17 protein-coding genes are annotated in these 20933 nt (G+C 53.4%); 12 read left to right on the forward strand and 5 right to left on the reverse strand.

What is annotated here, in order from left to right:
- The first annotated feature begins 117 nt into the window (after positions 1-117).
- From sufC to rpiA, 6 genes are all read left to right on the forward strand, one after another.
- Positions 118-897 (forward strand): Fe-S cluster assembly ATPase SufC, encoded by a 780-nt coding sequence (sufC, locus tag TPCCA_RS03010; RefSeq protein WP_013945239.1) that lies wholly within the window; start codon positions 118-120, stop codon positions 895-897.
- An 80-nt stretch (positions 898-977) separates the two neighbouring features.
- Complete coding sequence (gene sufB / locus TPCCA_RS03015; RefSeq protein ID WP_013945240.1) at positions 978-2417, forward strand: Fe-S cluster assembly protein SufB; 1440 nt, start codon at positions 978-980, stop codon at positions 2415-2417.
- Between the two features lie 26 nt (positions 2418-2443).
- Entirely contained in the window at positions 2444-3592 is a 1149-nt protein-coding gene (gene sufD, locus TPCCA_RS03020) for a Fe-S cluster assembly protein SufD (protein ID WP_013945241.1), read from the forward strand.
- Complete coding sequence (locus tag TPCCA_RS03025; protein WP_013945242.1) at positions 3589-4803, forward strand: cysteine desulfurase; 1215 nt, start codon at positions 3589-3591, stop codon at positions 4801-4803. Before sufD ends, TPCCA_RS03025 begins: the two co-directional genes overlap by 4 nt.
- Before the next feature lie 50 nt (positions 4804-4853).
- On the forward strand, positions 4854-5297 hold the full coding sequence (gene sufU, locus TPCCA_RS03030) for a Fe-S cluster assembly sulfur transfer protein SufU (RefSeq protein WP_010882061.1): 444 nt from the start codon (positions 4854-4856) through the stop codon (positions 5295-5297).
- 20 nt (positions 5298-5317) lie between these two features.
- Positions 5318-6082, forward strand: coding sequence for a ribose-5-phosphate isomerase RpiA (rpiA, locus tag TPCCA_RS03035; protein WP_041610040.1), 765 nt, complete (start codon positions 5318-5320; stop codon positions 6080-6082).
- A 24-nt stretch (positions 6083-6106) separates the two neighbouring features.
- On the opposite strand, the gene TPCCA_RS05350 is transcribed toward rpiA, so the two are convergent.
- The 5 genes from TPCCA_RS05350 to TPCCA_RS03055 form a co-directional block, all read right to left on the reverse strand.
- A complete protein-coding gene (locus TPCCA_RS05350) occupies positions 6107-6811 on the reverse strand; it encodes a DUF2715 domain-containing protein (protein WP_144011660.1) in 705 nt (234 codons plus the stop codon).
- Positions 6693-7031, reverse strand: coding sequence for a major outer sheath C-terminal domain-containing protein (locus TPCCA_RS05770; RefSeq protein WP_407058145.1), 339 nt, complete (start codon positions 7029-7031; stop codon positions 6693-6695). Before TPCCA_RS05770 ends, TPCCA_RS05350 begins: the two co-directional genes overlap by 119 nt.
- Positions 6977-8581, reverse strand: coding sequence for a major outer sheath C-terminal domain-containing protein (locus TPCCA_RS03050; RefSeq protein WP_407058155.1), 1605 nt, complete (start codon positions 8579-8581; stop codon positions 6977-6979). Before TPCCA_RS03050 ends, TPCCA_RS05770 begins: the two co-directional genes overlap by 55 nt.
- The gene (locus tag TPCCA_RS05775; RefSeq protein ID WP_013944981.1) at positions 8466-9239 is read right to left on the reverse strand and encodes a major outer sheath N-terminal domain-containing protein; all 774 of its coding nucleotides are present in this window, start codon (positions 9237-9239) and stop codon (positions 8466-8468) included. Before TPCCA_RS05775 ends, TPCCA_RS03050 begins: the two co-directional genes overlap by 116 nt.
- Before the next feature lie 65 nt (positions 9240-9304).
- Complete coding sequence (locus TPCCA_RS03055) at positions 9305-11086, reverse strand: tetratricopeptide repeat protein (protein WP_013945244.1); 1782 nt, start codon at positions 11084-11086, stop codon at positions 9305-9307.
- Between TPCCA_RS03055 and TPCCA_RS03060 the strand changes: the two genes are divergently transcribed.
- Genes TPCCA_RS03060 through pncB form a run of 6 tightly spaced genes read left to right on the forward strand, consistent with a single transcriptional unit; the run spans position 11052 to position 20815 of the window.
- Complete coding sequence (locus TPCCA_RS03060) at positions 11052-12842, forward strand: transglycosylase SLT domain-containing protein (RefSeq protein ID WP_013945245.1); 1791 nt, start codon at positions 11052-11054, stop codon at positions 12840-12842. The two genes, TPCCA_RS03055 and TPCCA_RS03060, sit on opposite strands and share 35 nt — an antisense overlap.
- A 3-nt stretch (positions 12843-12845) precedes the next feature.
- Positions 12846-14273 carry an OmpA family protein gene (locus tag TPCCA_RS03065; RefSeq protein ID WP_013945246.1) on the forward strand — a complete coding sequence of 476 codons (1428 nt, stop codon included), beginning with the start codon at positions 12846-12848 and terminating at the stop codon, positions 14271-14273.
- Positions 14273-15025, forward strand: coding sequence for an outer membrane protein assembly factor BamD (locus tag TPCCA_RS03070; RefSeq protein ID WP_013945247.1), 753 nt, complete (start codon positions 14273-14275; stop codon positions 15023-15025). Before TPCCA_RS03065 ends, TPCCA_RS03070 begins: the two co-directional genes overlap by 1 nt.
- Positions 15022-16197, forward strand: coding sequence for an exonuclease SbcCD subunit D (locus tag TPCCA_RS03075; RefSeq protein ID WP_010882072.1), 1176 nt, complete (start codon positions 15022-15024; stop codon positions 16195-16197). The genes TPCCA_RS03070 and TPCCA_RS03075 overlap by 4 nt, the downstream gene beginning before the upstream one ends.
- Positions 16194-19337 carry an exonuclease subunit SbcC gene (gene sbcC / locus TPCCA_RS03080; RefSeq protein WP_013945248.1) on the forward strand — a complete coding sequence of 1048 codons (3144 nt, stop codon included), beginning with the start codon at positions 16194-16196 and terminating at the stop codon, positions 19335-19337. Before TPCCA_RS03075 ends, sbcC begins: the two co-directional genes overlap by 4 nt.
- Positions 19334-20815: a nicotinate phosphoribosyltransferase gene (pncB, locus tag TPCCA_RS03085; protein ID WP_013945249.1), complete on the forward strand. Its 1482-nt coding sequence runs from the start codon at positions 19334-19336 to the stop codon at positions 20813-20815. The genes sbcC and pncB overlap by 4 nt, the downstream gene beginning before the upstream one ends.
- The last annotated feature ends 118 nt before the right edge of the window (positions 20816-20933 follow it).

Here is a 20933-nt window from a genome sequence, read left to right on the forward strand (position 1 = left end):
CGCACGGTATTAAACCTGTATGTGTTTCCTGTGCAGGATGCGTGGTCTCTTTCCCTTGCAACATACATTCGAATGTACGTATACTCCTGCTCAGTTTACTCCTTGCAGGAGCCGCTCATGCCCACACTCCTCGATATCCGCGACCTGTGTATGTCCATTGCGGATAGGCCCATCCTCAAAAGTCTCAACCTAACCCTGAATACCGGCGAGGTGCACGCCGTCATGGGACCGAACGGTGCAGGCAAGTCCACTCTTGCAGGCACCATCGTGGGAAATCCCCACTGCACTATCGAACGTGGGGAAATTTATTTTCAAGGGCAGTGTATCAACGACATGCCTGTGTACGAGCGCGCTCGGCGGGGTATCTTTCTCTCGTTCCAAACTCCTGAGGAAGTCCCCGGTCTTTCGGTCGAGGAGTTTCTCCGCGCGGCAAAAGAGGCGGTTCTTGGTACTAAAGTTTCCGTGCTCGACTTTCACACGCAGTTGCGTGCGAAGCTTGCTCGCTTGCGCATCAGTGAGGCGTACGCCTCACGCGGCCTGAATGTAGGATTCTCTGGGGGAGAGAAAAAAAAGAACGAAATACTTCAGCTCGCTGTTCTTGAGCCCAAACTGGCCATACTTGACGAGACGGATTCAGGACTTGATGTTGACGCTACGCGCATTGTCTTCGAGGGCATTGACGATATCCGTACGCCTGATATGGGATTCCTGATCATCACCCATCACCGAGAAGTTCTCGAGTACATTAAGCCTGATGTGGTGCACATCCTCGTCGACGGTACCATCGTGAAGACCGGTGACGTGAGTTTGGTGCACTACGTGGTTGAACACGGTTACGCTGACTTTGCCACGCCCCGTGCAGGCGAACAAGGAGGCACGCCCGTTTCTCCGGAATAGGAAAAGTAAGTTATCCTTTTGTGGAGGCGCGCTGCCCCCACGCCAGCAGACCGCATATCCACCGCTTAGAGGAAGCGCGTATGAATACACAGCAACAGAGACAGCTTTTACAGCCACGCAGGCGAACGTACGTATCGGACATCAAGCGAGGTATTTACGATGTAAAAGACGCCGTTACCTACACCTACTCAACCGGTAAGGGTTTGAACGCTCAGGTTGTAGAGAAAATTTCGCGTCGCAAGCGGGAGCCACAGTGGATGCTCGACTTGCGTCTCAGATCCTTGCGCTATTTTATGAAACGACCCATGCCAGAGTGGGGCGCGGATATCTCTGACCTTGATATCCAAGAGATTGTCCACTACATTGTCTCCGATTTTAAGCCAATCGCAGAAAGTTGGGATGACGTCCCAGAGGAGATAAAGAAGACTTTTGATCGCCTCGGTATTCCTGAGGCGGAGCGAAGATCCCTTGCAGGAGTAGGAGCGCAGTACGACTCAGAGGTGGTGTACCACAACCTCCGGGCAGACTTAGAACAACAGGGAGTGGTGTACCTCGACATGGAGTCTGCCGTGCACAAGCACGAAGACATTGTCCGCGCGCACTTTATGCATCTGATTAAACCGAACGAGCACAAGTTTGCTGCACTGCACGGAGCGGTGTGGTCAGGCGGGTCGTTCGTGTATGTGCCCAAAGGACTGCAGGTGGACTTACCCCTGCAGTCCTACTTCCGCTTGAATGCAAATCAATCCGGGCAATTTGAGCACACGCTCATCATTGTGGATGAAGGCGCATCCCTCCACTTCATCGAAGGGTGTAGCGCGCCGAAGTACTACAAAAATGCGTTGCACGCAGGCGCCGTAGAGCTGTACGTAAAAAAGAACGCGCGCCTACGCTATTCCACCATAGAAAACTGGTCACGAAACCTGTACAACCTCAATACCAAGCGCGCCATTGTGGACGAAGACGGCGTCATCGAGTGGATCTCAGGCTCCTTTGGTTCCCGCGTCACGATGTTATATCCGATGAGTATCCTCAGAGGAGATCGCTCGCGCAGCGAGTTCACCGGCATCACTTTTGCTTCTGCAGGACAGTACCTCGATACTGGAACAAAAACAGTGCACCTGGGCAGGAACACGGTATCGGAGGTACATGCTCGATCCATATCAAAAAATGGCGGAACGGCAAACTACCGCGGGTTGCTTTCCATCGGTCCAAAGGCTGACGGGGCAAAAGCGGTCGCTGAGTGCGAGTCCCTCATGCTCGATAACCAGTCGCACACGGATACCATCCCCATCATTGATGTACGTACGGATAACGTTGATATCGGACATGAGGCAAAAATCGGCAGAATCAGTGACCGCGTCGTTTTTTATCTCATGCAGCGCGGGCTTGATGAGCAGACTGCCATCTCTCTTATCGTCAGAGGGTTCGTAGAACCCGTCTCAAAGGAATTGCCTCTTGAGTACGCCGTTGAACTGAATAACCTTATTTCCATTGAACTTGAGGGAGCGATCGGCTAACTCCCTTCCTGAGGGCGCACAGCAGTATGAAAAAAAGGGAATTTTTTAAACGGCTCGGGTATCACGCGCAGGACGTTGCTTCTCAGCCTTTTTCCAGAACACAGGTTACTTCTAGCTCAGCGCTCGTGCGCTCATCATCCATAGAGCATTTTCTTTGCACCGAGCCAGAAAGGGCGGCGCGCGCGTTTGACTTTCGCACACGCGATCGTCAGCGCCACTGCGGTCTGGGGGAAGCGTATGTACAAGAAGTAAAGGAAAAACGAAATGCAGGGGTGTATCTGAGTGTGCCGCGCACATCTGAGACGGTGCATGTACTCATCCGTTTTACCATGGACACGCATAACCGCGTGCTATACGATCAGACCTTTCTTGATATACAGGAAGGGGCGCGCGTAAAAGTCCTCGTCTGTGTGGACGCGCAGGGGTATGCCCCACAGGATGCTCCCGCACTCGTCGGTCCGCAAGCGCTTGAGCGTGCTCCGTTCAGGAATGGTTTGGTAAGCGTGCAGGTGGGGCGTGGCGCATCGGTAGAGTTAATCAAAGTACAGAACACGCACCCTACGGCTGTGAACTTTGAAACGGTACACCTACACGCACAGGAAAGCGCGCAGGTGCGCTGCTACGACGTACAAATAGGTGCACAGATCTCAGGTGTTTCCAACTCCGCCTTCCTTCGGGACGAGTGGGCACGTGTGGAAATTCACCCACTGTATTTCATTGATAAAACGCGGCGTATGGATCTTGAACATAACCTCATCGTGGAAGGAAAAAATTCACACGCGCACATCTGCGCCTGTGGCGTGGTAAAAGACGGTGCACGCAAAACGTTCCGTGGAAATATTTTTTTGCACCGCGGGTGTAGCCATTCTGTAGCACGGTTCTCAGACCGTACCATTTTGCTTGACAGAACTGCCGTAGGGGTTAGCATCCCCACTATCTTTTGTGACGAAGACGACGTTGTCGGGGAACACGCAGCCAGTTTTGAAACTATCGGCAGCGATGTGCTCTACTACCTTATGTCGCGCGGTCCTGATGAGTACGGTGCCAAGCGCCTCATCATAGAAGCTGCGTTTAAACCCGTATTCGCCCTCATCGATGACACTCACATCCGCGAGACACTCATACGTAATTTTGACGAGAGCCTCGATCGCGCACATAGGAAGCGCAAGGCATGAGCGGCCCCGATTATAAAGCAGACTTTCCCCTGCTGTTACGCAGTCCCCGCGTCCACTACCTAGACAGCGCGGCCACAACCCAACGCCCTGCGCCGGTGCTAGAGCGCGTTATGCACTACCACACCCATCTGAATGGGAACGCAGGCAGAGGCTCCCATGAACTTGCAGTTGAATCAGCGCTCCTTATAGAAAACACCCGGAAGAAAACAGCGCAGTTTATCAACGCAGCGCCAACGCACGATATCGTTTTTACAAAGAGTTGCACCGAATCGCTCAACATCATCGCTCACTGTTACGCGCTGCCACGCCTGCGCGCAGGAGACGAGATCGTTCTTGCTATCTCCAATCATCATGCAAATATCGTACCGTGGCAGCACGTGTGCCGCTGCACAGGTGCAACGATACAGTGGCTGTATCCAGACGCCGAAGGAAATTTGGATATACAAGAAGCGCAGAAAAAGATACGAGCGTGCACTAAGGTTGTGTCCTTCTCTGCCGTTGTCAATGCCACCGGCGCGGTAAATCCTGCACAGGAATTGACCGCACTTGCACACCAAGTCGGTGCAGTGGTGGTCATTGACGGAGCACAGGCTATGGTGCACGGCGTGCCAAATGTTGCAGATTTAGGCTGCGACTTCTTTGTTTTCTCCGGCCATAAGATGTTCTCTCTTTTTGGCGTCGGCGTATTGTGCGCACCGCACACGCTCCTGGAATCCATGCCTCCTTTTTTGTATGGGGGAGGCATGGTGGATTTTGTCACTGAACAGGAAAGTGTCTTTAAGGGTGCGCCGCATAAGTACGAGGGAGGTAGCGCGGATACTGCAGCTGTCGTGTCACTGTGTGCAGCGATTGAGTATTGCGAGTCCCTAGAGAGCAGCGCAGTCCGCGCGTCCGTACATGCGCTGGATGCTGCACTCCTTGCGCGGCTGGAGGAGCTTCCCTTCCTTGAAACGTACCATGCGCGCGCACGTGAGCGCCTAGGCATCATTGCATTCAACGTGAAGAACGTGCACTCGCACGATACTGCGCATATCTTGGGCGAAGAAGGCGTGATGGTTCGCAGCGGCGATCACTGTAGTAAGCCTTTCATGACGCACTTGAGCATTCAGTCCTGTTGCCGTGCAAGTTTCTGCATATACAATACCATGGAGGATGTAGAGGCGCTGACGCGTGCGTTGCACGCCGTGGGCAGGATTTTTCAATGCAGCTAGGCCAGTGCGCCTTCCTGGCATTCGCTGCCTTTCTCTAAGGAGATCTCCCTATGAACGCAGAAGCGATATACCGACAGGTGCTGCTCGAGTACGCACGCAAGCAGGAACACCGCAGGGTGTTAGAAGGGCCGGTAGGCATCGAGCGGGGTCATAATCCCAGTTGTGGCGATGACCTCACGCTCTTGATAAAGAGAGAAGGTGATCGCATCGCTGATGTAGCCTTTTTAGGTACCGGTTGTGCGGTGTCCACCGCTTCTACAAATATACTCATCGAACTGATCAAGGGTGCGTCAGTGGCGCAGGCGCAAAAAACGGTTGCGCTGTTCTTTCACATGATGGCACAGCAGTGCCTCACAGACCAGGAACGGGCACACCTACAGGACGCGTGCATCCTCGCCTGTTTTGCATCCATGCCTGCGCGCATTAAGTGCGCAACCCTCAGCTGGCACAATGCAGATATTCTTTTGCACCACAAAAAGGACACAGACGCGTGAGTGCACTTGTGGAAAAAGCTATACACGAGAGGAACACGACGACGAACACCCCATTAGACGTTACCGCGCAGAAATTGCTGGTTGCCCAGCGCAGCGTGGACACCCTCGTTCAAGAGGGGGTGCTGCACGCGCACATGAGTATTGGCCTTGGGACAGGCTCTACGGCAATGCCTGCGGTAAAACGCATCGCAGATCACCTTGCACGCGGCACTCTCTCTGACATAGCGGCAGTGCCCACTAGTTTTCAAACAGCGCTCATATGTGAGCGGTACAACATCCCCCTTTTTTCTCTCAGTTCAAAACGGGTTGGGGGCAAACTGGATGTGACTATCGACGGCGCGGACGAAATTGACACCCAAAATTTTGTCATCAAAGGCGGTGGAGCTGCGCTTTTGCAAGAAAAGATCGCTGCATACAACAGCGCGCACTTTGTTATCATCGTAGACGAAACAAAGGTGGTAGAAACCTTAGGCACGCGCGCAGCGCTCCCTATCGAAGTGGTGCCTGAGGCCCGCATGAGCGTGATGCGCACGCTTCAGGATTGGGGGTTGTCCGTGCACATACGCGAAGCGGTGAGAAAAAAAGGACCGGTGGTGACTGACCACGGAAATTTTATTTTAGACGCGCGGTGGCAATCGCTCCCGACGCGCACCCCGCAAGACATGGAACGCGCGCTCAATGCACTGCCAGGGGTCATTGAAAACGGCTTGTTCACCGAGCGAACCGTACGCGTCTTTGTTGCGCACGCAGACGGTTCGGTAGAGGAGCGCTCGGCCTCTTTCTAAACGGGGCACGCTGAGCGCGCACCCCTAGGTGCGGAAGACCGGGCCAATCCGCAACGTGTACGGGATGCGAAACTTAGCCAGCTTGGTATCAACACCGAACGAAACGGTAGCCGTCGCGTCTATCCCCCAGTGCGCGCCAAAGTAATGCTGCACCCCCAGCTGCACCGGCACCGCATAGTTCTGACAAATTCCCTCGAGACTCGATTTCTCGCATATGGCGCCCTCATCCTTCTGATGCGTCAGCAAGCCCAGTACTGTCTTCGGAACATACCACCCTTTATGTTCGAACGAACACACCGAACCCCCATTGAGGACCTGGATGGTGAGGTAGCTGTCGTAGATGAGCGCAGTGCACTCAAAGCCCGCTGCTGCCGATAGATACGTACTACCCCCCCCCGGCCTGAATGAATAACCGGCCAAACACTGACCGCGGAACATTAAACGCGTAAGTGCTGCATCCACCGTCACCTGGAGCAGAAAGCCATTCTCTGCACGGAACGCTACGTCCAGCCCCACCAATGGCGTCTCCGGCGCATAGCGCGGAGGCAAATATTCTTTCCCCGTATCTGAGAGATACCAGCTTGGCGCCTCAATACACAAACCCCACAGGTCAGGACCGCCGCGCGCATCCCCATACGCCCCCAGCTTGGGAGACACGGTAATACGCGCCGCCATACCCGGCAGCATGCACCCGAACATCAATACGCCCCACACACTTCTCCTGCCCATACCCCTGCAATCCCTCACCTGTAAACTTGTGCCCCACCGTACCCGTTCTCTGGCCCACACGACAACCCCTCACCAGACCTTCAAAGAGATGGGCACAGGGGTCACCGCTTTTGGTTTCGAGCTTGAGCAATCCCGCAAAATCAACGTAGTGCGCATGAGTAGTGGCTACCAGGAGAGGGTGACGCCGCACACGATGCGGCCGATTCCCTGGGTGAGGCACTCGGATACCAGCAGGTACGGGACATCAGAGAGCATACCCTGTTCCCAATCAAGGGAGAACACCGTCTTCTCTATGAGACTGGCTGAAATACCAGCACGCAGCTGTGCACAGTACTCCTTAGTTAGATAGGTAGCTCCTACTGCTCCGCCTGCAGCAGGGGTATTCAGGTGTGCACGGTTGGTAGAGGCGTGGACCGTAACGCTTGGCTTCACCCAGCCGTAATCCTGCACCGGGATGCGATAGCTACACCACGCCCTGCTCACTATCGGCAGGCTAATGTGCCCTGAGGAGCCGCCGGAAGGGAGAGGGTTCCCGTTATTATTTTTGTACAGGTCATGGGTGAGGGGGATGTACACGCGTGTTTCAACGCCGGCGTCCAGGCCGGTGAGCAGGTGGGTGTAGGGGTCACCGCTTTTAGTTTCGAGTTTAAGGAATCCGGCAAAGTCGCCACAGCTTGCAATGGTGTTGTCTAACACCCTGGTGCCAAAAACGTTTGCCGGTGCTGTGGCAAAGTATATGCCAGAAGACAGCCACTTCCACTGCGCTGTAAGCAGTGCATCGAAGGCGACATTGTAGGTGTCAAGATACAGACACACGGCACTGACTCCCATTAGAAAGGCACGCCATGCAGACGCACGCAGGTTCTGTATAGCCTGACGTATCTGCTTCCCCGCGTCCAACGCATCCGTCTTCTTCTTCACTTCTTCGGTTACAAACGTCTGCCCTTCGGTGAAAAACTTTGTAGCCTCAGCCGTAAGCTTTGGAATAAGATCCGTAAGATCTTGCCGCAACGTTGCCTGTTGATTTGGATCATTGAAAAGGCTGCGTAGATTTCCTATGTGAGGCATAAGCAACTTGTCTGCTATGCGTGCTACCGTTTGGGCGAGGCCATTTGAGAATGTCTGCGCTGCAGTTCTACTCCGACCCACGGCTATTTGCACTTTCTGATTAATTTCAGCGACGATTTGCGTCTGTACCTGCTCAAACCCCTTCACCACCTGCTCTACGCCATACTGCAGCAAAACCTGCCCCATCAGGGAAAATGCAGGAAGCGCGGGAAGCGGTGACGGTGTAGGAGGGTCGGTAATGAACACCTTCAGGTTCGTCAAAAGCGTGGCAGCTACCGGAGGGGTGACTTTTACGTTTGACACTGCCGTTATGTACGCGTTTCCCCTCGACTGAATGGCGGTTTCGGTGGCTGCCGTTACGGCATCAAGCACCTTCTTTGCGTATTCGTCCAGCCAGGCTTCCTGTTTTTGACTTTCTCCCTGGAAGAGGTTATTTGAGAGGGCGGTGAGTTCATTCTGCGCCCTCTGTGTGCGATTTTGAAAGTCTTGTGCACTCTGGTGTTGGTTACCGGCGTCGAGGGCGAAGGAGAAGCGGAAGCCGGCGCCTGGTTCGAGGGTGAGTCGGCCTCCTACATTCCACAGCAGTTTATCCTTGTTCTGATTGTTTGCGTCCTTCTGCGCACCGATGAGGTATCCGTCTTCCAGCGTAACATTGCTGGCAAGCTCTACCGTGCACAGAGGGTGTCCTGCACGCGCATACATTAGCTTCAAGTCTGCCCCCAAAGCCATACTTGCTGTGCGTGGTGTCAGTACTATCCCAGGCACCGTTAGAGGCAAAGGAGAGAAACCCCACATCAAGGCTGACCCCACTGCCCCCAATGTCCTGTGCTCGATACCCAACCTTGCCGCCTAAACCCCCAAACCCCGGCGCATACTGTACCTCATCCTCCTGGTACTGCGCTGTCACCCACGGCTTCCACAGCCGGGCAAAGTTCGTCAGAAACGTGGGGTTCTTCCCAATCGTCAGGTAGGCCCCATAACAGTGCAGCGTCGCCTCCACCTTCCCCTTGCGCTTAAAGTCAAAACCTGCCTTCCCCTGACTCAGGTCCGCCTGCAGGTCCGCTACCTTCAGCTCCGCATACAGTGCCGGGTGCTGCCCACGGCGCGTGTGGGTGGTGCGCATAACCAGGGGAAAGGATACTCCCACCGTGTTGGTAGTACGAAACCCATGCTTCAGATTGTAGGGACCGGTGCCCATAACTGCACCAGGGGCCTGGTCGTGACTGCCTACCCCCTTGCCATAGCTGATGCCCCACTCAAGTGTGGCAGAGCCAGTTAGCTTCGGGGAAAACTCCTGTCCAAGCACTCCCCCGCTCGCTCCTACCCCCACCACCACACACAGCACACTCCCCCACCGCATGCACCCCATGCTACCTCACCCCCCCCGGCCCTGTCTAGTAGCCCCCTCACCCTTCTTTCCTAACACTACTGCCCAATCAGGGTATCCAGCTGCTTAGACAGCGCGCGGTGCTGCGCATTGTTCGGATCCAGTGCAATCACCTGATGCAAATAGTACTGCGCTTTGCGGAAATCCTTTTTCTTTCGGTACCATTCATATAACGCAAAAAGAGTGCGTCCATTGCGCGGATCTGAAAGCAAACTTGCACGCAATAAACTTAATCGCTCCTCCTCGTGCACTGACAACAACGCTTCATAGTACGAAAATATCGACCGCAGCGTACCACGCGCGGACGCACTCCGAGCTGCAATCACCGCACGGATCTCCCGGTAATGACGCGCCTCATACAACGTATCTAAGTACAGGACGATGACCGTCTCAGACGGAGGCTGTGCCGAATGATACAAACGCCGCGCAAGAGAAATCGCCTCCTGCGCACGACCTGAACCACTGTACGCGCGAATGAGTAATTCTTGATGAGCCTCACTCGGATATGCGGTATTCAAACGCTCCGCGCGCGACACTGCCTGTTCCCAGTTACCCTGCGCCAGTTCATACTGCGTCAATAAACGGAGCGCTTGAGCGTTATGCGCATCGGCGCGGAGCACCAGCGCGATAAAGCTTCGCATGTTTTTTTGTGCAAGCGAGTGACCGGTCTCAAAGCAGTGCTGCGCACACGCAAGGAGCACCTGCACATCACGCGGATACAAGCGATATGCCTGCTGCAAAAAGTCGTGCGCAGACGCGTCATTTTTCCTCCATTCCTTTGCCACCTGCGCACGCAAGAGCAAGTACGTTTTATCCGAACTGTCACGCTCTGCAAAAGAGTCAAGGGACGCGTGAGCCTTCTGATACTCCCGCTGAGCCACCAAGATACGAATGTGTAGTAAAAGCGCCGCATTGTCCTCAGGCTGTTGACGCAACAGCGCTGCAACGTACGGTTGCGCGGCGCTCCATTCTTGACGCGCGCTGTGAATTTGCGCCTGCAAAAGCTGCACCGCTCGGTCTTTCGGGAAACGGTGAAGCAATAGGCGCGCAATGGGCAGTGCCAGGGCAGTCTCACCGCGCTGTACCAGCATGCGCGCATAGCAGATGCCTGCAGGATAGCAGGATGCGTCTTTTTCCCATGCGCTGCGGTACGCTGACTCCGCTTCAGAGAGCTCTCCGTGCTGCTCGTGCAAATACCCAAAGAGCAGGAACGGAAGGAGAGAGTGCGGCGCCTGCGTGCGTGCGCGCGTCAGGCGTTCTCGGCAATCTGCGCGTACCTCATCAGGAAGGCGTTTTTTCAACAGGGTCAGCGGGGGAATGATATCCGAAAAAAAATCCGGTTCGCCAGGAATGAGCGGATACGTACCTTTTTCCACGTCATTGAGCGCAGTCAGGTACGGATATGCGGTGTTGTACAGCGGCACATGCCAAGAAACAGCTTCCTGCGGATATACAAGTTGCATAAGTGCAGCACACACGCGGAGGTACAGCCGATTGTGCGGTGTCAATCCGGCCGGATCGCGCTGTATGCACGCAGCTGCCTCGCGCAATGAGGCAGGAGAAGCAGTTTCAATCAAGAAGAGTATCTTTGGATCCATCAGCTTTGTGCGAATTGCGCGCCGGTCCGGTACGTCAAGCGCAGTGCCACGCACAGGATGCGCCGCCACCTCCGGCGCCTGGGATGCGGAAGAAACCGGATCGGTACCTGCGCGTGTCGGCACCACCTTCGAAGAACTGCGACAACAGAGAAAAACGGGTATCAGCACAAAACCGACACTCACCCCGATGGCGCGGTCAATGCTTTTAGTAAGCGCCCCCATAGAAACCCGTTTTTACCTCCCTGCATGGCAGTCGTGCCATTTACACAAAACGCCTGTTGTGACCGTACCGACAACGTACGCACACCCGGCGCACCGCCGCTTCTTTTCCCTTTACGCGGTGTTCAACACGCACGGCGCATCCCTTGTGCTCCCCACGCAAGACATGCTAGGCTGGCCGCCACCGAGGGTGAAGAAGGCGTACAGGAGGTTAACGGTTTTTTTGCGAGAAATCATTACCGCCCGTGCGTGTTCACTCTTCCTGTTTCTCCTTCGTTGTTTCCCTGCTGGTCCCTGTGCGCGGGCGCGCCGGTTGTCCTTCCTTCTGTTTCTCTGTGGTGCGGCAGCCTGCCCTCCGCTTTGGGGAGCGTACGCAACGCACCACGCGTTGCGCGCTCAGTCGGTACCTGACACCCTCATTCAGCGCGCGCTCGTGCTCGGTCCGCTCGTGCACCCCCTGTACCCGCCGATGCAGTCCTTCAAAGAACAGTACCAGAGCGCGCGTTACCGGGAATACCTCTCTGTCGTTATGCAGCGGAGCGCGCCCTACCGCCCCTTTATCGAAAAACTGCTGCGCGACGCTCACCTTCCTGCCGAGCTGCTCTTTCTCCCCGTTGTCGAATCGGGCTTTCTCGAACGGGCTGTCTCCAAATCCGGCGCAGTCGGCATTTGGCAGTTCATGCGCAATAGCATCGCAGGCTCTGCCATGCGCGTGAGTGACTGGGTAGACGAACGGCGTGACCCCTGGAAGGCCTCCGTCGCCGCAGTCAAAAAACTGCAGTGGAATTACACGCAGCTGCGTGACTGGCCCTTGGCCCTCGCTGCGTACAACTGCGGTCTTGGCGCGATCAAGCGAGCCATTGCCCAGGCAGGAACCGCCGATTTTTGGCATCTGAGTGAGCGCGGCTTTCTGCGCGACGAGACGGTCCGCTATGTCCCAAAGTTCCTTGCGGTTGCAGAAGTACTCAGCCGGAGCCACGAGCACGGCATCGCCTGGGGAGCGGCACACACCCCCGGGGAGACCACCACGGTTACCGTTTCGCGCGCGGTAGACTTAAACCTCTTGGCACAGGCAGCAGGGATGGATGCGCAATTGTTGCACACGCTCAACCCTGCACTCCGCTATTCAATTACTCCCCCGAATGCAGCGTACACCCTCCGGGTGCCAAGCACACATGCGCAGGCGGTCCAGGCAGTACTCAACCGCCCAGGCGCCGTGCTCGTCCATCACACCCTGCACACCATCCGTTCAGGAGACACGCTTTACGCACTCGCCCGCCGCTATGGGTTGGGCGTCGATACGCTAAAAGCCCATAACCGCGCACACAGCGCCACTCACCTGAAGATTGGACAAAAGCTCATCATTCCCACCATCCGGACTGGGCAGACCCGGCGCGCGCCCCTGCGGGGAACAGGCACGCGTGCACCTGGAGCAATGGATCAGAAAGAGCATGCAGTGCCGGAAGTGTCCGCACTTCCCTCGCCCTCAATGATGCCGCCGACGCCCGGGGGCGCGGACACGCGCGCGGGAGCAGACGCGCCGGCATCCCCGAGCGTGCCACCACCGCCGGAAAGCACAGTGGCGCGGGCAACCCCTGCAGCACCCTTTGTCGGCAAGCATGTAGTGCAGCAGGGGGATACCCTCTGGTCCTTAGCAAAGCGCTACGGCGTTTCAGTAGAAAACCTGGCAGAGGAAAACAATCTAGCAGTAGACGCCACGCTCTCCTTGGGAATGATTCTCAAAACGCCGAGACGGTAGGGTATGGGAGTGTCCTGCCTGACGCGTGCTGCCTCTTTTTCAAATCAGTGCCGTTTTCCGTTCGGCGCTCTCCTCCTGGTGTGGACGCGCGCAAGTGCGCCCCATGTGGTGCGCAGCAGTGCAAGGCGTTCCATTCTCTTCCTTTTCGTTCTGTTTTCTCACGCGCCGTCTGGTGCGCAGACCCAGGATGCCGTACACACTGATGCGGTGCAGGATTGGAAAAACGGTACCATTAACGCACAGCTTACGCTAGATCTTGCACGTGCACGTATGCGCCTGCCTGCTGATCGGACAGCAGCTTCTCAGTTCTTGCGTTATAAAGCGCCTGCACAACTGAAAGATGTATATCTGTCGGTACTCGTCGATTCGCAAAACCGCGTAGGGGACTGCCTTGCACATGAAAAAATTCGGCTGGCAGATATCACCGCATTGGTTGACGCGGGGCACCACGCCGTGACTACCCTTTCTCCTTCAGTGCGTAGTCTACAGCTATCGCACCAGACGCCGCTTACAGCGTTGGCGCGCCTTTTTGTCACGCACGAAACTGCGTATGTGCCTGCTATCCCCCCCACGTCTGCCGTGAGCCGCCCTTACACCGGTATCCTCATAGATGCGCGCGGTTCTCTTCCTGTGCACGGCGAATACGTGTCAGAGCCGCTGAGCGCATGTTTGTTCCCCAAGATTTGGAGCACGGACATGGATTTAATCTACGAAAAGAATATGGTTCACCCTGACCGTGCCAAGGCATGGGGTGTGGTGCGGTACGGCTCGGTTTGGGACGAGAAAACGTACCGAGACAGGATAGGTACCATGCCCTTAAAAATCATTGCGCGCGGAGTGTTTGGCCAGCAGCGCACGGATCCTATCATTGCATCAAAGGATGCAGCCCAGATCTTGGCGCGCCCTGAGAACTTGCGTTTGCTTGCAGAAGGCAACGTGATTATCCTGTGCGACGAAGCAGCGCTGCGTGTGCACGTGCCGTATCCGCTTGTAGACGAGCACTTTTACTTTGCATACCACGACGTAAAACGCTTCCTAACCGACGAGCGGTCCCCCGGTGTCGGTGTTCGTTCTGGCATCAATACCCTCAAGATCACCGTGTACGACGTGCGTTTTGTGGCAAACTCCCCAGAGATTCTCGCCTCAGAAAAAGATCGGGTAGACGTGATAGCAACCGCACTGAAAAAGATGGGGCCGTACACAAGGTTTTTAATTGAAGGCCACACCGCAGATTTACACCGCCCTCAGGAGGAAGCGGCGCTTTCTGTAGCACGTGCGCAGCGCATGGCGCAGGAACTGTCCAGACGTGGCATTGAGATGACGCGGATTACTACGGCAGGACACGGTGCGACAAAGCCTATCGCGCCAAGCGATACGCACGCGAACAAAGCCAAAAATCGTCGAGTGGAGATCACCATCTTGCGCGATTAGTGCACGTACCACGGAGCATTCTCCGTGCCGGCTATTTCTCCCAAGTAAAGAGAACCTGCGATGACGTACCGATGGCTTTCTGCAGTCAGGCGCAGTTAAAAGGAAGGAGCACTATGATAAAGCCACGCGCGTATGCACTGTTAGGCGTGTTTTTCCTGTACGCCTGTGCAAGCACACCACGGGAAGAAGATGTACCTGAAAAATTCACCCCCGCTGACCTCATGCTGCGTGCACAGGAATCCTACGACGCAGGTAATATAACGTGGGCGCGTTTTTACTACCAAACGGTTCTCGATCGTTTCCCGAACAATGAGTCAGCGGTCATTAGTGCAGAGTTTGAACTTGCGCACATCCTTGTTAAACAGAAATCCTGGCAAGATGCCTACAATAGGCTCATGTATATACTCAAAAAATATGAGGCTGCAGGCAGCGCACGCCTGCCTCCTGCCTACTACAAGCTCACACTCATTGATCTGTCGCGGGTAAAGCCGCACTTGAATCTTGAGACAGCGAATACAAAAGCAACAGAATATCAAAAGAACTACCAAGAAGAGCTCAAGCAACGCCAGGAACTACGGCAAAAACTCTTACAAGAACGCACACAAAAAATGCTTGAGGCTCTCCATCAAGAAGAAACTCCCGAACAGGACGCGCGCGATACCGCAAAAAAGAAGACAGACCAAGAAGAACACACCACGCGCAAAGCAAACGCGCCTAAAACCAAAGCGTCTGGAGAAGCACCCACCCCATGAAGATCCTGCACACAGCGGACCTACATCTAGGCAAAACACTCCATGAAGTATCGCTTTTTGCGTCACAGAAAAAAATGCTCGGCGATCTGTGCACCCTCCTTGCGCAGGACAACTACGCCGCGCTCATCATCGCAGGCGACATCTATGACCGCTGTGTACCCTCTGCAGAGAGTGTCAGTCTTTTTAGTTCTTTTTTGCAAAATATCAAACGGTCCATGCCACGGCTCCCGATATATCTCATCCCCGGCAACCATGATTCTGCGCAACGTCTCTCCTTTGCCCAGGAGCTACTTAAGCAGCAGGGAGTGTTCATTGCGCAGGATCCTGAAGAGAGCACCCGCCCCCATCTCCTCTGTCACGAGGGGGAAACGGTGCAGTTATTTTTACTTCCCTTTCTCCACGCAGGTGCCTTCTCCTATCTTGATGAGGAAAACACCACTTGTCTCATTCACACCCAATCCGAACTCCTTCAAGAAGCCTCGCGTCGCTTGCAGCGTGCAGTATCGTTGGACACCCCTTCTATCCTTGTCGCACACCTATTTACCCAAAAAGGTATTAGCTGCGAAAGTGAACGCCCGTTTGTTGGCAATGCCGTTTACGCTGACCCACACTGGTTTGACTTTTTCACCTATGTTGCACTTGGTCATTTACACAAATGTCAAAAAATCACCGAACGCATGTACTATTCCGGATCTCCTTTGCCCTATTCGTTTGACGAAGCAAATACCCAAAAGGTTGCGCTTTCTGTAGAGATTCACTGCAACACAAAGGGATTCCCCATCCATGTGACTCCCCTTCCACTTGAGCCACTTATCCCTCTTCGCACCATACGCGACTCATTCCACGCATTATATACCGGTGATCGCTATCTCCTTTATCAACGTGATTTTTTAGAAATCACCCTGACCGACCCGGCGCTCGTGCACAATCCTATTGGCCTTTTGAAGCCGCGCTATCCAGGATTGCTCAGTATCAAGCAGGAAAATGCGTTCGCCTTTGATATACCCCCCCCCTACTCCTCTAACGAGGGGATAGCGCCCTGCACACACCACTCATTGCGCACACACTTTGATGTATTTATGCACGAAGTAAGCCCCACTCCTGATGACAGAGAAAAGGGCGCTCTCTTTCAGGAACTTTTTGACGAAATGCAACAGGAATTCTCATCGTGAAGCCGATGCGTCTTACGCTCCACAACATCGGTCCTTTCGTTGGCACCCATACAGTTGACTTCACCGCGCTCGGTCCTATTTTTCTAGTGTGTGGGAAAACAGGTTCAGGAAAAACCACTCTATTCGATGCGATCGCCTATGCCCTGTATGGGAAACCCCTTGGAACCCGTGCAGAAGTTATCCGCAGTCTGCGCAGTCATTACGCCGCACCATCAGAAGCTGCATTTGCTACGCTGGAATTTTCACTCGGCACTAAAATCTACCGGGTACACCGGACGCTGACTTGCACACTTTCCCACAGAAAAACAGAGCAACCCGAGCAGCTGTATCTTGAGCAAAAAAAAGGTCATGGATGGGAGCGTATTGCTTGTGCGCATAAAAGTGAAACTGAATGTGTTATTCACGATCTTCTCAAACTCAATAGCAAAGAATTTGAGCGCGTGGTTATGCTCCCACAGGGAGAATGTGCGCAATTTTTAAAAGCAAATTCAAAAGAAAAAAAAGAAACGCTGATGAATCTATTTCCTGTTGATCAATATACTGCTCTTATGGAGCGAGCAAAAAAAAAATCGCTCCATGCCAAAGCAGTGCTTGAAACGCTGCGTTCGCAACTTGAAACTCTATGTGCGGAGTGCATGCCCGACACATACCACGAAAGGAAACAAACGCTAGAAGCTGAGTTACAGCACGCACGTGACGCACTGCAGCAAACCCGCATCTCCCATGCGTACTATACACAAAAACGTGAAGCGCTCGAAGCACAGCTAAAAAAACAACAACTTTGTAAAGAGCTGCGTGCGCGTATAGAAACATACCGCGCGCAAGAACCAGTCCACGCGGAAACTCAAAAGCGTATTGATCGCGCGCGAAAAGCGGCACCACTTGCTGCGCACATAAAACACGTCACCCAGTGCGAACAAGATGCACAGCGCATTCATGCAGAAATACAGGAAAAGATGCGTTCACGCGAACAATTGCTCATGAAACGAGCTGCGCATGTCGCGCAGCAGTCATCCATTGAAGAACAACGCCGTCTACTACAAACACTTCATAGTGCGTGCATTCACATTGAAGACGCGCATGACGTTGCCACGTCGATACGCGACATATTTTGTCAGGCGCACACACTCACGCAGCATATCCACACGCTTGCACAACAAAAAACAACACTTACCCAGCAAGAACAATCGTTGTGTAAAGAACTGGATATACTGCAAAGAGAAGCGGGTACTATCGATACTCGTACATCTGCCTTTAATGATTTACAAATTCAACTCGCGCATGCAAAGAAGACACAAGAATTGTCTCAGCGATATGCCGAGCTCTGTGCGGCTCACGCAACATGCACTGCACAGTGTGAAAAACTTGAGAAAATACACGCACAAAAAAGCGCGTATAGCACACGGGCACGTGAGCAGCTCCTTCAGACAAAAGAACAAATTCATCTCCAAGAAACCCGGACACACGCGGTAGTACTCGCGCGTCTCTTAGAGCATCAAGAACCGTGTCCTGTCTGCGGCTCTTGCATTCATCCGAATCCCGCACGTCGAGACATAGATAATCTTGAACCGTTAACCCGGCGCATGCAACGCATAGAACAAACATACGCGCAGCTGGAAACCAGCGAGAAAGATGTGTACCACATCCTCACCTCTGAGCGTGAGCGACGTGCATCCTACAGTGCACAAATGCAGGAAATACAGCATTCATTTTCCATTCTTACATCGTGTGATACGCGATCATCCTGCGATATTCCAAACGTGCAAAAAATTACCGTACGTGTTTTGGATCTCACGGAAAAATTATCTCGTGCAAAAGATATGCTCGCATGCGCGCAACACGCTTTACTGAGAAAAAAACAGCCTGAGCAGGATTTACAGGATGTACGCGCACACCTGCAGCAATGCTCACAAGAGCTCGCAAAAAAAGAAACAGCACTCCACGCATTGCAAGAAACGCTTACACAGCAGCGCGTACGCATTCACGCACTGTCCATACGTTTACCCAAGGAATTGCTTGCATCGAACCTACTTGCTCCGCAAAAGATGCAGCATGAGAAGGAGAGTGTCGCCTATTGGAAAGAGATGCTCGCACACTGTCAAACCCTTATGCGAGAATTGCACACCCATATTGAAGAATACGACCGAGAGTTCAATGAGATAGAAAACGCTTCTAGTGCGCTTGGCGCCGACATTGCAGCGCGAGAAGATGCACTGAACCATGTTCAAAAAGAATACATGCACCTTGCACGTACCGTGTGTTGCGCACGAACAGAAGCGCATTTCAATAACAACGAAGAAGTAACCGCCGCTCTTATGACTGATGCTGAACTTTCTCATGCTGCAGCAGAAATTCAATTTTTCAATGAATTGCGTGCGGCTGACACCCATCTACTGAAAACACTCGAGGCAGAAATAGGAACAGAAATTCCATCCGATCTTGATGAACTGAATGCGCAATGTCATACGTTGGTAAAAGATGAGGAAAACTTTCTCTCTCGTATTGAAATACTGTCTGCCACGCTACACACACTCACACATCAGTATCTTAAATACGAAGAGTGTTCAAAACAGCTTGCACAAAAGACGCAAGAAAGCGCAAAACTTATAACTCTTTCAGATGAACTGAATGGGATAAACCAAAAAAAAATACAATTTGACGCATGGGCACTCATTTCTTTTCTGCACGAAATTACTGCCTACGCAAACATACGTTTGCAAAAAATGAGTGAAGGACGTTACCATCTGAGGGTAGCTGACTCGCACGTCAATGCGCGAGGATATCAAGGACTTGCGCTGATCGTTGCAGATGCGTACACCGGGAGCGTGCGCCCTTCGGCAACACTTTCAGGAGGCGAAACCTTTATGGCCTCTATCAGTCTTGCACTTGGTCTTGCAGATTCTATCCAAACCCGATCGGGAGGTATTGTGCTTGACTCGCTGTTCATAGATGAAGGATTTGGAAGTTTGGATGAGGCAAGTTTAGATAAGGCAATTGGCATCTTAGATGAAATCAGAGAGGGAAGTCGCATGATAGGCATCATTTCTCATGTTCATGAATTGCGCACGCGCATCCCTCACAAAATTCTGATAAAAAAAACAAACGCAGGATCACACGTAATGCAGGGGGATGCAGAATGAAAACGAGCGCGCTCTTTCTTGATTTTTACGAATTGACTATGGCGCAGGGATACTTTTTTCACAAGCCGCACGAGTGTGCGGTGTTTGAAGTATTCTTTCGTAAACACCCCTTCGCGGGAGGGTACTCCATTTTTGCAGGACTCGATCCGCTCCTGACGGCAATAGAGCAGTTCCGCTTCAGTGGAGAAGATATCGATTATTTGCGCACCTTGCACTTATTTCATGATGACTTTTTGTCTTACCTTGCTTCCTTCCGCTTTTCAGGAGATATACACGCGCTAGAAGAAGGTTCAGTAATATTTCCTCACGAACCGATCATCCGCGTGCACGCGCGCTTGGTTGAAGCACTTCTGCTTGAAGGATTGATACTCAACACCATTAATTTCCAAAGCCTCATCGCAACAAAGACTGCACGGATGTGGCGCGCGTCAGGTGAAGGTGTTCTTATGGAGTTTGGCCTCAGAAGAGCACAGGGCTATGACGGCGCGTTGAGCGCCACACGCGCTGCTGCAATAGGTGGCGCAACAGGGACAAGCAATACGCTTGCTGCAAAGCTCTACGGTATTCGGCCAATGGGAACTATGGCGCACGCGTGGGTGATGTCTTTTGACAGTGAAGAAGAGGCCTTCGAACGCTATGCTGCACTCTATGGAAGCGCGTCCGTATTCCTCATCGATACGTACCATACCCTGGAATCAGGGATACAGAATGCAATTGCAATAGGCACACGTTTGAAGGCGGCAGGAAAATCTTTTGGGGTACGCCTGGACTCAGGAGACATGCAGTATCTTAGCGTGCAGGTGCGTGCAGCACTAGACGCAGCGGGATTGCCCGAAGCACGCATTGCAGTTTCAAATGAGCTGGATGAGACGATCATCGAATCTTTAGTTTTAAGCGGTGCTCCTATCGATGCTTGGGGTGTAGGCACACACCTGGTAACCGGAGGAGCAGACTCTGCCTTTACCGGAGTGTACAAGATGAGTGCACGCGCTACGACACAGCCGGCGCACACTCAACACAGGCATGCAGCATCCCAACGCCTCCCCCACTGGGACGATGCACACTGGCTGCCAGTCATGAAAGTCTCGGATAACCCGGCAAAGACTACCACACCTGGAATAAAGCAGGTATGGCGTCTGTATGATGCAGCGGGGCAATACAAGGCAGATGTTATAGGACTTGCAGATGAGGTGATAGAGCCGCAGGTGGCACAGAGATACATACATCCTTTTTATAATCTTCAATCATTCACGTTCGCAGCGCACCAGGTGGAACCGCTTTTGCGCACGGTCATGCAGGCGGGCAATCGGTTACGTGCCGGCGAATCAGTACAAGAAATCCATGCACGGATGCGCGCACAACTGCAACGATTGGATAAAAGCTATGTGCGACTGTTAAATCCACACGTTTATAAGGTTTCGCTCACGGAGCGACTTGCGCAGTTAAAGAACACGCTCATCACAGCACTCCGCCGCTAAGTCAACAGATGCTGGTTATTTTGCGCGCTCCACAGCAGCACGGTGCAGGCGCGCAAAGGAGAGTAAGAAAAAAAGAGCAATGGCTTGACAGAAGTACCCGCTCCCTTCTAGGGTGGCA

It is taken from the genome of Treponema paraluiscuniculi Cuniculi A (assembly GCF_000217655.1).
Lineage (GTDB): Bacteria > Spirochaetota > Spirochaetia > Treponematales > Treponemataceae > Treponema > Treponema pallidum.

Excerpts from the sequence above, each read along its gene's own strand:
- sufU (WP_010882061.1), top strand. The coding sequence starts at position 4,854 with ATGAACGCAGAAGCGATATACCGACAGGTGCTGCTCGAGTACGCACGC.
- TPCCA_RS03060 (WP_013945245.1), top strand. The coding sequence starts at position 11,052 with ATGGCGCGGTCAATGCTTTTAGTAAGCGCCCCCATAGAAACCCGTTTT.
- TPCCA_RS03075 (WP_010882072.1), top strand. The coding sequence starts at position 15,022 with ATGAAGATCCTGCACACAGCGGACCTACATCTAGGCAAAACACTCCAT.
- TPCCA_RS05775 (WP_013944981.1), bottom strand. The coding sequence starts at position 9,239 with ATGCGGTGGGGGAGTGTGCTGTGTGTGGTGGTGGGGGTAGGAGCGAGC.
- sufD (WP_013945241.1), top strand. The coding sequence starts at position 2,444 with ATGAAAAAAAGGGAATTTTTTAAACGGCTCGGGTATCACGCGCAGGAC.
- TPCCA_RS03025 (WP_013945242.1), top strand. The coding sequence starts at position 3,589 with ATGAGCGGCCCCGATTATAAAGCAGACTTTCCCCTGCTGTTACGCAGT.
- TPCCA_RS03050 (WP_407058155.1), bottom strand. The coding sequence starts at position 8,581 with ATGTATGCGCGTGCAGGACACCCTCTGTGCACGGTAGAGCTTGCCAGC.
- TPCCA_RS05350 (WP_144011660.1), bottom strand. The coding sequence starts at position 6,811 with ATGGGCAGGAGAAGTGTGTGGGGCGTATTGATGTTCGGGTGCATGCTG.
- TPCCA_RS03055 (WP_013945244.1), bottom strand. The coding sequence starts at position 11,086 with ATGGGGGCGCTTACTAAAAGCATTGACCGCGCCATCGGGGTGAGTGTC.
- TPCCA_RS03065 (WP_013945246.1), top strand. The coding sequence starts at position 12,846 with ATGGGAGTGTCCTGCCTGACGCGTGCTGCCTCTTTTTCAAATCAGTGC.
- sufB (WP_013945240.1), top strand. The coding sequence starts at position 978 with ATGAATACACAGCAACAGAGACAGCTTTTACAGCCACGCAGGCGAACG.
- sufC (WP_013945239.1), top strand. The coding sequence starts at position 118 with ATGCCCACACTCCTCGATATCCGCGACCTGTGTATGTCCATTGCGGAT.
- pncB (WP_013945249.1), top strand. The coding sequence starts at position 19,334 with ATGAAAACGAGCGCGCTCTTTCTTGATTTTTACGAATTGACTATGGCG.